Source organism: Marinobacter sp. UBA2498 (genome assembly GCF_002341575.1).
In the GTDB taxonomy this organism is placed as follows: Bacteria; Pseudomonadota; Gammaproteobacteria; order Pseudomonadales; family Oleiphilaceae; genus Marinobacter; species Marinobacter manganoxydans.
Genome location: NZ_DDOI01000101.1, coordinates 17,079 through 30,726, shown reverse-complemented (window position 1 = coordinate 30,726; position 13,648 = coordinate 17,079). Strand labels below are relative to the sequence as shown.

12 protein-coding genes and 1 tRNA gene are annotated in these 13,648 nt (G+C 56.9%); 12 read left to right on the top strand and 1 reads right to left on the bottom strand.

The window, feature by feature from the left end:
- From B2W52_RS14205 to secF, 10 genes are all read left to right on the top strand, one after another.
- Positions 1-942: flagellar basal body P-ring protein FlgI (locus B2W52_RS14205; RefSeq protein WP_286803638.1), on the top strand; the 942-nt coding region annotated here is incomplete at its 5' end.
- Positions 943-950: 8 nt separating this feature from the next.
- Positions 951-1,937 carry a flagellar assembly peptidoglycan hydrolase FlgJ gene (flgJ, locus tag B2W52_RS14200; protein WP_273073367.1) on the top strand — a complete coding sequence of 329 codons (987 nt, stop codon included), beginning with the start codon at positions 951-953 and terminating at the stop codon, positions 1,935-1,937.
- A 5-nt stretch (positions 1,938-1,942) separates the two neighbouring features.
- Positions 1,943-3,973: a flagellar hook-associated protein FlgK gene (gene flgK, locus B2W52_RS14195; protein WP_273073368.1), complete on the top strand. Its 2,031-nt coding sequence runs from the start codon at positions 1,943-1,945 to the stop codon at positions 3,971-3,973.
- Positions 3,974-3,991: 18 nt separating this feature from the next.
- On the top strand, positions 3,992-5,230 hold the full coding sequence (gene flgL, locus B2W52_RS14190) for a flagellar hook-associated protein FlgL (RefSeq protein WP_273073369.1): 1,239 nt from the start codon (positions 3,992-3,994) through the stop codon (positions 5,228-5,230).
- An 82-nt stretch (positions 5,231-5,312) separates the two neighbouring features.
- Positions 5,313-5,399, top strand: a tRNA-Leu gene (locus B2W52_RS14185).
- A gap of 35 nt (positions 5,400-5,434) precedes the next feature.
- A complete protein-coding gene (queA, locus tag B2W52_RS14180; protein ID WP_273073370.1) occupies positions 5,435-6,538 on the top strand; it encodes a tRNA preQ1(34) S-adenosylmethionine ribosyltransferase-isomerase QueA in 1,104 nt (367 codons plus the stop codon).
- Between the two features lie 14 nt (positions 6,539-6,552).
- Positions 6,553-7,674, top strand: a complete 1,122-nt coding sequence (gene tgt / locus B2W52_RS14175; protein WP_053115568.1) for a tRNA guanosine(34) transglycosylase Tgt — start codon at positions 6,553-6,555, stop codon at positions 7,672-7,674.
- 29 nt (positions 7,675-7,703) lie between these two features.
- Positions 7,704-8,066: a preprotein translocase subunit YajC gene (gene yajC / locus B2W52_RS14170; RefSeq protein ID WP_053115014.1), complete on the top strand. Its 363-nt coding sequence runs from the start codon at positions 7,704-7,706 to the stop codon at positions 8,064-8,066.
- A gap of 95 nt (positions 8,067-8,161) precedes the next feature.
- Complete coding sequence (gene secD / locus B2W52_RS14165; protein ID WP_273073371.1) at positions 8,162-10,036, top strand: protein translocase subunit SecD; 1,875 nt, start codon at positions 8,162-8,164, stop codon at positions 10,034-10,036.
- Positions 10,029-10,982 (top strand): protein translocase subunit SecF, encoded by a 954-nt coding sequence (gene secF / locus B2W52_RS14160; protein ID WP_273018110.1) that lies wholly within the window; start codon positions 10,029-10,031, stop codon positions 10,980-10,982. Before secD ends, secF begins: the two co-directional genes overlap by 8 nt.
- Before the next feature lie 82 nt (positions 10,983-11,064).
- On the opposite strand, the gene B2W52_RS14155 is transcribed toward secF, so the two are convergent.
- Complete coding sequence (locus B2W52_RS14155; protein ID WP_064228066.1) at positions 11,065-11,865, bottom strand: inositol monophosphatase family protein; 801 nt, start codon at positions 11,863-11,865, stop codon at positions 11,065-11,067.
- A gap of 183 nt (positions 11,866-12,048) precedes the next feature.
- On the opposite strand from B2W52_RS14155, the gene trmJ reads away from it, so the two are divergent.
- Together trmJ and cysE are read left to right on the top strand one after the other, a co-directional pair.
- Positions 12,049-12,912 carry a tRNA (cytosine(32)/uridine(32)-2'-O)-methyltransferase TrmJ gene (gene trmJ, locus B2W52_RS14150; RefSeq protein ID WP_273018109.1) on the top strand — a complete coding sequence of 288 codons (864 nt, stop codon included), beginning with the start codon at positions 12,049-12,051 and terminating at the stop codon, positions 12,910-12,912.
- A partial coding sequence (gene cysE / locus B2W52_RS14145) for a serine O-acetyltransferase (RefSeq protein ID WP_286803637.1) occupies positions 12,905-13,648 on the top strand: 744 nt, incomplete at its 3' end. The genes trmJ and cysE, both read left to right, overlap by 8 nt.

Genomic DNA, 13,648 nt, shown 5'->3' with positions numbered 1-13,648 from the left:
GACAAGGCACCGTTCACCAATCAGACCTTCCGGAACATGATGAATCAGTTTGGCGTTACCCTCCCGGAAGGCGTCAATCCGAACCTTGCCAACGTTGCGGCCGTTACGGTGAGTGCGACATTGCCACCTTTTGCCAAGGCGGGGCAGGAAATCGACATCACCGTCTCGTCCATCGGCAACGCCGACAGCCTGCGTGGCGGTACCCTTCTGATGACGCCCCTGAAAGGCGCTGACAATAATGTTTACGCCATGGCTCAGGGTAGTCTGGTGGTTGGTGGCTTCGGTGCCCAGGGTCAGGACGGCTCCCGAATCACCGTGAACGTTCCCAGCGTTGGTCGTATTCCCAACGGAGCCACCATTGAGCGCGAGGTCGCTTCGCCGTTCAGTCAGGGCGATACCATTACCTTCCATCTGCTGCGCCCGGATTTCACAACGGCACGTCGGGTGGTGGAAGCGGTAAACGACCGGCTGGGCCCCGATATGGCCTATGCCCACGATGCCACGTCGATTTCTGTGCGTGCGCCAAGGGATCCGTCCCAGCGGGTCAGCTTCCTGTCGATCCTTGAAAACATTGAGGTGGATCCGGCCGAGGATGCCGCGAAAGTGGTGATCAACAGCCGTACCGGCACCATTGTGGTTGGCCAGAATGTTCAGGTCAGTCCGGCGGCAGTCACCCACGGCAACCTGACGGTGACCATTCAGGAAAACCCCAATGTGGAGCAACCGAATCCGTTCGCCGGTGGCGACACCGCTATTGAGCAGGATTCCCAGATTGCCATTACCGAGGAGCCGGCGCGGATGTTCAAGTTCGGCCCCGCCGTCACGCTGAACGAGATCGTGCAGGCCGTAAACCAGGTGGGCGCGGCTCCGGGCGACGTAATGGCGGTACTCGAAGCCCTGAAACAGGCCGGTGCACTGCGCGCCGAGCTGATTGTTATCTAGGTGGCATGATGCAGGACTACAAGGTTCAACAGGCCCAGGTTTACACCGACTTCAACGGTCTCAATGCGTTGAAGGCCCAGGCTCGCACTGACAAAGAGTCAGCTCTGCGTGAGGTGGCGCGCCAGTTCGAGAGCCTGTTCCTGTCTGAAATGTTGAAGTCCATGCGCAAGGCCGGCGACGTCTTCTCCGAGGGCAACTACCTGAAGAGTAATCAGTCCGAGCTTTACCGGGATATGTTCGATAGCCAGATGAGTCTGACCATGGCCGGTGGCAAGGGCAGTGGTCTCGCAGATGCACTGGTACGTCAACTCGGCAAACAGATTCCGGGCATGAATAACGAAGGCGGCAGACTTGTTGGCCACAAGGCGAGCCTTGCAGATTATGATCGAAGCCTGCCCGCTCTCAATACCCAATTACCGGAGCAGGTGCAGAAGGTGACTTCTGTGGCAGAGGAAGCGCCTTTGGCAGTGACCGCGACCCCGCAGGATTTACCGCACCAGTTTGATTCTCCGGAGCACTTCGTCACCGAGTTGCTGCCGGTGGCCGAGCGGATTGCCCGCGATTCGGGCATTGATCCGAAACTCATGGTGGCCCAGGCCGCCCTGGAAACCGGCTGGGGCCGGCACATGATCCGCGGGGAGCAGGGTGAGCCCAGTTTTAACCTGTTCGGTATCAAGGCGGATAGCCGCTGGCAGGGCGATGCGGTATCCATCACCACCACGGAATACCGGGAAGGGCTGCCAATGAAAGAGCAGGCCAGCTTCCGGGCCTACCGGGATTACGAATCCAGCTTCCGTGATTATATCTCGTTCCTGGAATCCAATCCCCGATACCGGGAAGTGCTGTCAGTAGCAGACCAGCCTGAAGTCTTTGCAGAGAAACTCCAGGAAGCCGGCTACGCCACCGACCCCAACTACGGCAGCAAGATCCGCCAGATCATGAACCGTGACTCACTGATGACACTGTCCATGGGCAGTGACGGGATGAAGGAGTAAACCTTATGGCAGGGCTGATAGGCATTGGTCTGACCGGCATCCTCAGTCAACAGGCTGCGCTGAATACCACAGGCAACAATATAACCAACGCCAATACGCCTGGTTACAGTCGCCAGGAAGTGCTGTTTGAAACCCAGGAAGGTCAGCGCACTGGCGCCGGCACCATTGGTAGCGGCGTAAGCGTTGCGGACATTCGCCGCCTGGCCAATGAATACCTGGTTCAGCAGGTGCGGGAAGACAGCACGCTGTATGGCGAGCAGCAAGCCCTCAACTCCGAGCTTTCGAGGCTTGATAACCTTCTGGGGGGCGAAAACACGGGCCTGAGCAATGCCTTGAACAACTTTTTTGCCAGCCTTCAGAACGCAGCCGAGGATCCGACGTCTCTGCCACAGCGCCAACTGGTTCTGAGCGAGGCGCAACAGGTTGTTAACCGGTTCCAGGCCCTTAACCAGGAATTCATTCAGCAGCGGGAATCCATCAAGACCCAGATGCAGCAGGGCGTGAAGGATGCCAATACCCTGCTCAAGAGCATTGCGGAACTGAACCTGGCGATCTCAGAATCACCGGGCATTGCCCAGGGGCAAATGCCCAATGAATTGTTGGATAAGCGGGATGAGAAACTGCGGCAGCTGTCGGAGCTTATTAGCATAAAAGTCAGCCCGGCAGACGGTAGCCAGGTTAACGTGTCTCTGTCGAACGGTTTGTCCCTGGTGGTTGGCAGTAACGCTTCGACCCTCGGCACCCGGGAAAATGCCGAAGATCCGACACGTCTGGAGTTCACACTGAGCAACGGTGGACGCCTCCTCAATATTGATGAACAGATCACCGGCGGCAAGCTGGGTGGCCTCCTGCGTTTCGATACCGAAGGTCTGAAACCGGCATTCGATGAGCTTGGCAGGATTGCCATTGCCCTCTCCGACACCATGAATCACCAGCATGAAATCGGGATGGATCTGGAGGGCGAACTCGGTGGGCTGTTCTTCACAGATATCAATTCGCTCGAGGCGCAACGGAGCCGCGTGGTCCCCAACGGAAATAACGCGCCCTCGACCAACGGACAGTTGGCCGTCGAGATAACCGACAGTTCGGCGCTTCCGGCAGGCCGCTGGACTCTCCAGTTCAGTGGCGATGGGCGAAGCTACGAGTTGATTGATCAGGGTACTGGAAGAACCGTCAATCAGGGCCGGTTGCCCGATCCGCCCCAGTCTGAGATTTCCATGCCCGGTTTCAACATCCGGGTGGAGGGCGGCACGTTCAATGCCGGAGACAAATATCTGATTCAACCAAGCCGGAATGCGGCGGAGAGCATTGGGCTGGTGGTCAATCGGGAGGAGGATCTGGCTTTCGCAAGTCCGGTTCGTGCTACCACCGGCGATGACAATATCGGAACCGGCAAGATTGATCAGGGCACCATGCTTAACGTCAGGAACCCGTTCACCAACTCCCTGTTGCCCGCGTTCCAATCGACCGGGCAACTGGCGAACGGGCCAATTACCGTAACATTCGACGATCCGGGAACCGGCCTGGTGTTCACGGTTACGGACGGCGGTGGAAACCCGATAGGTCCGGCAAACCGGCCCTACACGCCGGGCGTTGCCAATGAGCTGTTCAGCGACAATCCGGCGGATGGTGCCGAGTACCAGGGTTTTCAGTTCAAGATAACGGGCCAGCCGGCTGACGGTGACACCTTCGAGATCAATTACAACTCCAACGGTGTTTCGGACAACAGGAATGCGGAACTGCTGGCGGCGCTTGGCACGGCCAACACGCTGAATGGTGGTAGCCAGAACTTTTCCGAAGGCTATGCGGGGCTTGTTGAGGATATCGGTGTTAAAACACGCCAGAGCCAATTGGATGTGGATGCCGGCAAAACCCTTCTGGAGCAGTCGACCAATCAGCGGGAATCTGTATCCGGCGTTAACCTGGATGAGGAAGCCGGGCGCCTGATCCAGTATCAGGCCGCCTATAATGCCTCGGCCCAGGTAATGTCGGTAGCCCAGGATTTGTTCAATACCCTGTTACAGAGTTTCCGGTAACGGTTGAGGTGATGTGACATGATCAGAATTTCATCACAGCAGATTTTTTCAGGCGGTATTAATCGGCTCCAGGAGCTCAATACCAGCCTGAATAACACCCAGCAACAGATCTCGACTGGCCAGAGGGTAAACAAACCTTCCGACGATCCGGTCGCTGCGGCGCGCATTCTGAAGCTGGATCAGGAGCTTTCGCGGGTTGAAACCTATCAGCGCAACGTCGACCTGGCGGACAACCGTCTGAAACAGGAAGAAAATGCTCTTTCAAGTTCGATCGATGTGATTCAGCGGATCCGGGAGCTGACGGTTCAGGCGGGTAATGGGTCATTGTCGGCCAACGACCGGCGGTCGATTTCTTCGGAGCTGGAGGAACGCCTGGGGCAGCTCGCCAATATTGCCAATACCCGTGATGCCTCCGGCGAATACATCTTTAGTGGATTCCAGGGCTCGGTAAAGGCCTTTGAGCAGGATCCCTCAGGCAGTTGGATTTACCAGGGCGACGAGGGCCAGCGAGTCCTCGAAATTGATGATGGTGTCACCGTTCCGATCAGCGATAACGGCAAGGACATTTTCGTAAGAGTTCCTGCGGCCATCACCGGCGAACACAGCACGGTGAGCACGCCGGGCGCTTCTATTTCAGGCGTCAAGCTGGTTAACGAGGCAGATCTGGCTGCCGCCTACCCCAACTCGTTCCCGGACGATATTACAGTGGAGGTCGTCGACGTTGGAGCGCCGAATCCACCGGAGTTAAGGGCGTTTGATAGCCAAGGAAATCCATTGTCGGTTGATCCCCTTGTTTACGAGAGCGGCGAGCCGTTCACAGTTGCGGGTGTAGAGGCAACAATTACTGATGCTGTGCCTGGTGCGGGGGATGTGTTTACGCTGAAGATCAACGAAAAACAGTCGGTGTTCGGCACCATTGAGAACCTGATTTCCGGTTTGAACAACATCGACAAGAGCAGTCCGAATGGGCAGGCCCAGTACGACGACCTGATTGCTAATTCCCTGATCAACCTCGATAACGCCCAGGAAAGCATTATCCTCAAGCAGACGGAGTTGGGAGGCCGGATGAACGCGGTGGAATCGACCAAGTCATTCCTGGAGGATTCGTCGGTCTACAGCAATGAAATACGGTCCCAGCTGCAGGATGTGGACTACGCAGAGGCCATCAGCACCCTGAGTTTCCAGAGCTTCGTGTTGCAGGCGGCCCAGCAGTCGTTTGCCCAGGTTTCGCAGCTGTCACTGTTCGATCGATTGTAAAACTCTGAGCCGGCGGGCAGTTGTGTCCGCTGGCTTATTGCTTTCGCGATTTAGCTCAGTATAATCCCCAACACTCTCCGATGGCGGCGTGGTGAAATTGGTAGACACGACGGATTCAAAATCCGTTGGGGTAAAACCCGTGGCGGTTCGAGTCCGCCCGCCGCTACCATCTTCTTTTCTTCGGCGTCGTTAACAGTCCATTCCATGAATGTCTCCGATTTTCATTTTGACCTGCCGGACGAATTGATCGCCCGCTATCCACTCAAGGATCGCAGCGCGTCCAGGCTGCTTTGTCTCGACGGCCTCTCTGGCAAGCTTGACCACCGAATATTCAGTGAACTCCCTGAGCTGCTTCAACCCGGCGACTTGCTGGTGTTTAACAACACCCGGGTGATCCCTGCGCGCCTTTTTGGCAAGAAGGAGACCGGTGGGCAGGTAGAAGTTCTGGTTGAGCGGGTAACCGGAGAACATGACATCATCGCCCATGTTCGAGCCTCAAAAGCATTGAAACAGGGGCAGAAGGTTATCCTTGAGGATGGCACTTCTTTGAGAATGGCGGGGCGGGACGAAGCGCTGTTTCATCTCGTCTGTGAGTCTGAGGAGCCAGTGCTTGAGGTGCTCGAGCGGATTGGCCACATGCCACTGCCGCCCTATGTGGACCGTCCGGACGAATCCACCGATCGGGAACGCTACCAGACCGTTTACGCCCGGGAAGCAGGCGCCTTAGCCGCCCCCACGGCGGGTCTGCATTTCGATGAGGGCTTGCTGGAGAAACTGGCCGCCTGCGGCATTGAAAGTGCCTTTGTGACCCTGCACGTCGGTGCCGGCACATTCCAGCCGGTACGGGTCGATAAAATCGAGGATCACACCATGCACAGTGAGGTGGTGAACGTTCCCCAGGATGCCGTCGACGCCATCGAACGAAACCGTGCAAGGGGAGGGCGTGTGGTTGCCGTAGGTACCACGTCGGTTCGTTCCCTTGAGTCGGCCAGCCGTGGTGGTCGCCTGAGGGCGTTCACGGGCGAGACCGACATCTTCATTTACCCGGGTTACCGGTTTCAGACCGTGGATGCCCTGATCACCAACTTCCATTTGCCGGAATCCACCCTGATCATGTTGGTCAGCGCGTTTGCCGGCTATGACAACGTCATGTCGGCCTACCGGGAAGCGGTAAAGGAACGCTACCGCTTTTTCAGTTACGGTGACGCCATGTTTATCAACGGTCAGGAACCCAGCCGGGGCATGTTGCTCGGGGCGACCGTGGAATCCAATGAAGCCGGTAACGATAATGCCGGGGAGGCTTTGTGACACAAACCTGTTTCATGTCGTTCGAAAAACTGGGCGAGGATGGGCGCGCCCGCCGTGGCCGGCTGACGTTTCCCCGCGGAACCGTTGAGACCCCCGCGTTCATGCCTGTCGGCACTTACGGCACGGTCAAGGGTATGCTGCCCCGCGATATCCACGAAATCGGTGCTGAAATCATTCTGGGGAACACCTTTCACCTGATGCTTCGGCCCGGTACTGAGGTGGTCAAGGCCCATGGCGACCTTCACGATTTCACACAATGGCATGGGCCTATCCTGACCGACTCCGGCGGTTTCCAGGTGTTCAGTCTGGGTGAGATGCGCAAGATCACCGAGGACGGGGTTACCTTCCGTTCTCCGGTAGATGGTTCGCCGGTGGAGCTGTCACCGGAGATTGCGATCCAGGTGCAGCGGGATCTCGGGTCGGACATCGTTATGATATTTGACGAGTGTACGCCTTATCCGGCCACCGAGCGTCAGGCAAAAGATTCCATGGAACTGTCGCTGCGATGGGCGCAACGGAGCAAAGATGCCCACGAGGGGAATCCTGCGGCGTTGTTCGGCATCGTTCAGGGCGGTATGTACGAAGGCCTGAGGGACCGCTCTCTGGAAGGGCTTACAGAGATCGGCTTCGATGGCTACGCCATTGGCGGTCTGTCGGTTGGCGAGCCCAAGGAAGACATGATCCGGATTCTCGACCACTTGCCGCCGAAAATGCCGGAAGACAAGCCGCGGTACCTGATGGGCGTGGGCCGGCCGGAAGATCTCGTCGAGGCGGTACGTCGCGGTGTCGACATGTTCGACTGTGTAATGCCTACCCGCAATGCCAGGAATGGCTATCTATTTACGTCAACCGGGATCGTAAAAATCCGCAATGCCCGGCACCGTCATGACACCGCGCCGCTGGACGATCGCTGCGACTGTTATACCTGTAAGAATTTTTCGAGAAGTTATCTCCATCATCTGGATAAATGTGGAGAAATGCTTGGCTCACAACTGAATACCATCCACAACCTCCGGTTCTACCAGAACCTGATGGCTGGATTGCGTGGGGCCATTGAAGCAGGTACATTGTCGGACTTTGTAACCGACTTCTATGCTCTGCGCGGAGAGACCGTTCCGCCCCTGGGCAATGTTTGATCTATTCGCTAAACCAACGGAGATATTCAATGAAAGCTATTAAAATGCTCGTTGCCGGCCTTTTGGCTCTGATGCCTGCTCTTGCCATGGCGCAGGACCCGGCTGCTCAGGGAATGGGTGTTATGGGCCAGGTGATCTTTTTCGCCGGCTTCATCCTGATTTTCTACTTCCTGATCTGGCGCCCGCAGTCCAAGCGTGCGAAAGAGCACAAGGCTCTGATGTCCGGCCTGAATAAAGGTGATGAAGTTGTGACCTCTGGTGGTGTTGCCGGCAAAATTACCAAGGTGACTGACGATTTCATCGTTGTGGAAGTTGCTGACAACGTAGAGATCAAGGTCCAGAAAGTAGCCGTTGCTGCGGCGCTGCCGAAGGGCACGCTCAAGGACATCTGAGCGGGGGCCATTTAGCCGGCCATCCCTGGTGGCCGGTTTGAATCTTCCTGGCTGAAACACCAAGTCTGGCCGCTAGGCCGGCTACAAGGGATCCCATGCTGAACAAGTATCCGCTTTGGAAAAACCTGGTTATCCTGGTCGCGCTCGTGATCGGGTTTATCTACGCTTTGCCCAACCTCTTCCCCGACGACTACGCCATCCAGATTACCGGCGCCCGCAGTAGCACCGCGGTGAATGCCGGTGTGCTCGACAGGGCCGTTGGTGTGCTGGAAAGCCGGGGCATCGAGGTGAAAAGCAGTACTCTTCAGGATCGGGATGCTCTGATCCGTCTCACCAACTCTGAAGACCAATTGCAGGCCCGTCCCCTGGTGCAGGCTGCTCTTGGAAACGAATACCTGGTTGCACTGAATATGGCCGCCTCCACGCCCGGTTGGCTGAAGAGCCTGGGTGCCGGCCCGATGAAGCTGGGTCTGGACCTTCGTGGCGGTGTCCACTTCCTGTTGGAAGTCGACATGGAAACCGCAGTCAGCCAGCGTCTGGATGCCATGTCTGGCCAGATCAAGCGGGAGTTGCGGGAAGAGCGGATCCGCTATCGTGGCGGAGATGTTCAGGATAACCGCGAGATCGTTCTCAGCTTTCGTGATGAAGCCTCCCGCACCGAAGCGTTCAACATGGTGCGTGACCAGTACAACGAATTCCTTCTCGATGAGCAGAGCGAGGGTGATGAATTCCTCCTCGTCCTGACGCTCTCCGAGGCTGAGGTCACTGCGATCCAGGACTATGCTCTGGAGCAGAACCTCACAACGATCCGTAACCGGGTGAATGAGCTCGGTGTTGCTGAGCCCCTCGTTCAACAACAGGGTGCCGACCGGATTATTGTTGAGTTGCCTGGCGTACAGGACACCGCACAGGCCAAGCGCGTACTTGGTGCAACCGCGAACCTTGAGTTCCGCATGGAGGCCCGCCAGGACGCCCCCAGCAGCGAGACCGAGGAGTTTGGTTTCCGGGATCAGCCACAGCGCACCGCGCGCCTCGAGCAGGAGGTGATCGCGACCGGTAACAACGTGGCCAATGCCCAGCAGGCGTTTGACGAAAACGGCCAACCCCAGGTCAATATCACCATGGATTCCGTCGGTGGCGACCTGATGAACCGGGCCACCCGCAATGCTATTGGCCGCAGGATGGCCGTGCTGTTCATCGAGTACCGCACGGAAACCGAAACCAGAATGGTAGACGGCGAGCCTCAGGAGGTGGAGAACCGCGTTGTGGAGAAAGGCATAATCAGCCTTGCCACAGTGCAATCCGCTCTGGGCAGCAGTTTCCGGATCACCGGGCTTGATTCCATTCCGGAAGCCGCAGAACTGGCGCTGCTCTTGCGCGCCGGTGCACTTGCCGCCCCGATGTATTTTGTTCAGGAGAGGACCATTGGTCCGAGCCTCGGCCAGAAAAATATAGACGCCGGCATGATGTCCGTTGCGCTTGGCTTCGGGCTGGTGCTGCTCTACATGCTTGTCTACTACCGCGGATTTGGCGTGGTAGCGAACATTGCGCTGACACTGAACCTGATGCTGCTCGTTGCGTGCATGTCGATCCTCTCGGCGACACTGACCCTGCCAGGCATCGCCGGTATCGTTCTGACCGTCGGTATGGCGGTGGATGCCAACGTGCTTATCTTTGAGAGGATAAAGGAAGAGCTGAAATCGGGCGTGCCGCCCCAGACGGCCATCAACTCCGGTTATTCCCGAGCCTTTGTTTCCATCTTTGATGCAAACATCACCACATTGCTGGTTGCCGTGATTCTTTTCGCAATGGGTTCCGGCCCCGTGAAAGGGTTTGCGGTGACACTCTGCATCGGGATTCTGACGTCGATGTTCTCTGGCCTGATGGTCAGCCGGAGCATCGTTAACATTATTTACGGCGGCCGCAGGGTCGAGAAGCTGTCGATCGGAGGAAAGCTCGCCAATGTCTGAAGATCAAAAGCAACCGTTTGATTTTATGGGTTTGCGGAAGATTGCTTCCGTAATTTCCATCTCGCTGATCGTTGTGTCTATCGCGCTGTTGGCCATCCGTGGCTTGAACCTGGGTATGGATTTCACCGGCGGCACCTCTGTTGAATTTGAATATGCAGAGGCTCCGGAACTGGATGAAATCCGCTCCAGGCTGACGGCTGCCGGCTACGAACAGTTTTCTGTTCAGAACTTCGGGGCTGACACCACGGTATTGGTGCGCATGGCTGAAGCTGACAATGATCAGCTGGCACCTGAAGTTACCCGAACCCTCGAGGAGGGGGGCGCGGAGCTGGAATTGGTAAGCTCCGAGTTTGTCGGTTCCCAGGTTGGTGAGGAGCTCAAGGAGGACAGTGGCCTCGGATTGCTGATTGCCCTTGCAGTGGTGCTGATTTACGTGGGTATGCGCTTCCAGTTCAAATTCGGTATTGCCTCGGTGGTGCCTCTGGCTCACGACGTCATTATCGTTCTGGGTGTATTTGCGTTATTCCAGTGGACCTTCGATCTTACCGTTCTGGCTGCGTTGCTTGCGGTCATTGGGTATTCTTTGAACGATACCATCGTTGTTGCTGACCGGATTCGGGAGAACTTCCGCAAGATGCGCGTGGGTGAGTCCTGGGACATTATCAACGAATCGATTCACCAGACGATCGCGCGTACCATCAACACCTCGGGTACGACTCTTGTGGTGCTGTTTGCGCTCTACTTTCTGGGTGGTGAGGCAATCAACAACTTCGCCCTGGCTCTGATTATTGGTGTGGTTGTCGGTACCTACTCTTCCATATACGTGTCTGCGAATCTGCTGATGGTGATGGGCGTGTCTCGAGATGACCTGATCGTGCCGGCAAAAGAAGGCGCGGAAAATGCCGAAGAAGAAGAGCAGCCACCGGAGTGGCTGAACCGGATGTAACGGTACTTCTGGCCAATTCCGGACACAAAAAAACCGCCACAGAATGCTGGCGGTTTTTTTGTGTCCGTAAGAACCGGAAACCTCAGCGAGGCAGGCGGCCCCGGAACGGATGCAGTACTTTCAGGACTTCGCGGAACAGTTTCGGATTCGCCACGACCAGTTGGCGGGCGTTACCGGTAGACGGGTTGCCGGAGAAGTCACCGGTCAGTGCGCCGGATTCCATGGCGAGTGTCACGCCAAGATCCAGATCGGACGCTTCCGGGCGGAAAATGATCGCCGCGTCCATCAGTCCCGCAGAAACCCGTGCAATGTCCAGAACCACGCAGCCGGATGTGCGGAACATGCCGGAATCCCGCGCCAGTACAGCGGCCATTTCGCCCCAGAGCATAGGGTCTTCGCTCTTGCGGGCCTGGTCCAGCAGGTTGGTGGCGATGGCTGCTTTCTCTGGCAGTTTGATTTCAGAGGCGCGAACCCGGCGACTGTTCAGGGCAGCACCATGGCCACGGCTGGCGGAGTACTCTTCGCCCGTGACAGGGTTCACCAGGAGCAGGTTTTCAGTGCGGTTATTCTTTTTCTGGGACAGGGCCAGAGCGAACTCGGGAATGCCCCGCAGGAAATTCTCACGGCCCAGAACAGGGAAAATATGCCAGCTTTTCTCGCTGGTTCCGGCATTCGCTTCGTTCAGAGGCGCGATGCTGTGGTCCTTGTAGGCCTTTTCAAGCTGTTCAGCAAAATTATCGTATATAGATTGCTCAACCCGCTCCAGTTGACGACGGCGTTCAGAGTCGTCCTTGCCGGTGGGTTCCTGGCGCTCGAAATGGGCTTTCAGATAATCGGACCCCTGACGCGCGACGCGCAGGGCCATTTTAATAGCTGGTTGCATCTGAGTGTTCATTATCCGGGTGTGTGAAGGCCCGGTATGATAGCAAAAGATCACCCCGCTTGTATGTTTTTTGACTCAGCAATAGCACGGATAACCAGAGGTTACGGGTTCTCCGGAGGGGCAGGATGGCGGTGCTTTCTGCTATCATTGCCGCCCTGATTAATAACCTTGGGCCTGCTTAACATGCACAAAAGCGCACTTCCACAGGAAGGGACGGAGACATTTAAGGATCAGATCCGGATCATTCTGGTTGAGACATCCCATTCAGGCAATATCGGCGCAGTCGCCCGTGCCATGAAAAATATGGGGCTCGGCAACCTGTGGCTGGTCAACCCGTCTTCGTTTCCGGACGAGGCTTCATACGCCCGTGCGGCGGGGGCTTCAGATGTGCTTGATAGCGCCCACGTGGTGTCTTCGCTCGATGAGGCGCTTGCCGACTGCGTTCTGGTAATGGGTACCAGTGCCCGGGGCAGAAAAGTCCCCTGGCCGGTGTGCGCCCCGCCCGAGGCTGCGGCCGCGGCCGCAGAGCACGCCGGCAGTGGCCCGGTGGCCATGGTGTTCGGCAGGGAGAACCATGGTCTCAGCAACGATGAGCTGCAGCGTTGTCATTATCATATTCATATTCCCTCCAATCCCGATTACAGCTCTCTCAACCTGGCCATGGCGGTGCAGGTCATGTGCTATGAATTGCGGATGTATTACCTCCGAAGCCTTGAAGGCGGTGAGGGAAGCCCATACTTAAAGTCGATGACCCGGCCCGGGGACGAAGGATGGGATGTGCCGCCGGCGAAAGTCCACGATGTTGAGGGCTTCTTCGGGCATCTTGAGCAGGTGCTTATCGATGTTGATTTCCATCGGCGGGAGAACCCCAGGCAGCTTATGACGCGCTTGCGGCGGCTGTTCCAGCGAGCCAGACTTGATCAGATGGAGATCAATATCCTCCGGGGCATCCTCACCGCTGTGCAGAAAGCGTCGGGCACACGGAACAACAGCAAATCAACCGAGGCCGATACTGCGGCGACGGAACAGGACAATGGCCATGTTTGAGCGTTTGCGGGAAGACATTAACAGCGTGTTCCATCGGGACCCCGCCGCCAGGAATACCTTTGAAGTGCTCACCAACTATCCCGGTTTGCACGCACTGCTTTTCCATCGGTTTTCCCATTGGTTGTGGAGTTTGGGATTGAAATGGCTTGCGAGGACCATTTCGACGATCGCCCGTTGGCTTACCGGCATTGAGATTCATCCGGGTGCAACGATTGGCCGCCGATTCTTCATTGATCATGGCATGGGTGTCGTGGTTGGCGAGACCACGGTGATCGGCGATGACGTTACGCTTTACCAGGGCGTAACCCTTGGCGGAACCAGCTGGAACAAGGGCAAGCGACATCCCACGATCGGAAACAGTGTGGTGGTTGGTGCCGGAGCGAAGATTCTCGGTCCCTTTGAAGTAGGCGAGGGTGCCAAGATCGGTTCCAACTCTGTGGTCACCAAGGCTGTACCGGCGGGTGCAACGGTGGTGGGCATTCCCGGACGTGTCATCGTCAAGCGCCAGGGTGAGGAGGATGCGCGCCGCAAAGAGATGGAAGAGCGCATGGGCTTCGACGCCTATGGTGTAACGGAAGAAATGCCGGATCCTGTAGCTCGGGCCATGCGTTCGCTGCTTGATCACATGCATGCGGTGGACGACCGCATCGAGAATATGTGCAAGGCGCTTCGCAAGGTGAACAGTGAATACCAGAACGGAGAGTTACCGCCACTGCACGAGGAGGACTTTGATTGC

Bases quoted from the DNA above. Each gene is read 5' to 3' on its own strand.
- flgJ (WP_273073367.1), top strand. From the start codon at position 951: ATGCAGGACTACAAGGTTCAACAGGCCCAGGTTTACACCGACTTCAAC.
- flgK (WP_273073368.1), top strand. From the start codon at position 1,943: ATGGCAGGGCTGATAGGCATTGGTCTGACCGGCATCCTCAGTCAACAG.
- flgL (WP_273073369.1), top strand. From the start codon at position 3,992: ATGATCAGAATTTCATCACAGCAGATTTTTTCAGGCGGTATTAATCGG.
- queA (WP_273073370.1), top strand. From the start codon at position 5,435: ATGAATGTCTCCGATTTTCATTTTGACCTGCCGGACGAATTGATCGCC.
- tgt (WP_053115568.1), top strand. From the start codon at position 6,553: ATGTCGTTCGAAAAACTGGGCGAGGATGGGCGCGCCCGCCGTGGCCGG.
- yajC (WP_053115014.1), top strand. From the start codon at position 7,704: ATGAAAGCTATTAAAATGCTCGTTGCCGGCCTTTTGGCTCTGATGCCT.
- secD (WP_273073371.1), top strand. From the start codon at position 8,162: ATGCTGAACAAGTATCCGCTTTGGAAAAACCTGGTTATCCTGGTCGCG.
- secF (WP_273018110.1), top strand. From the start codon at position 10,029: ATGTCTGAAGATCAAAAGCAACCGTTTGATTTTATGGGTTTGCGGAAG.
- B2W52_RS14155 (WP_064228066.1), bottom strand. From the start codon at position 11,865: ATGCAACCAGCTATTAAAATGGCCCTGCGCGTCGCGCGTCAGGGGTCC.
- trmJ (WP_273018109.1), top strand. From the start codon at position 12,049: ATGCACAAAAGCGCACTTCCACAGGAAGGGACGGAGACATTTAAGGAT.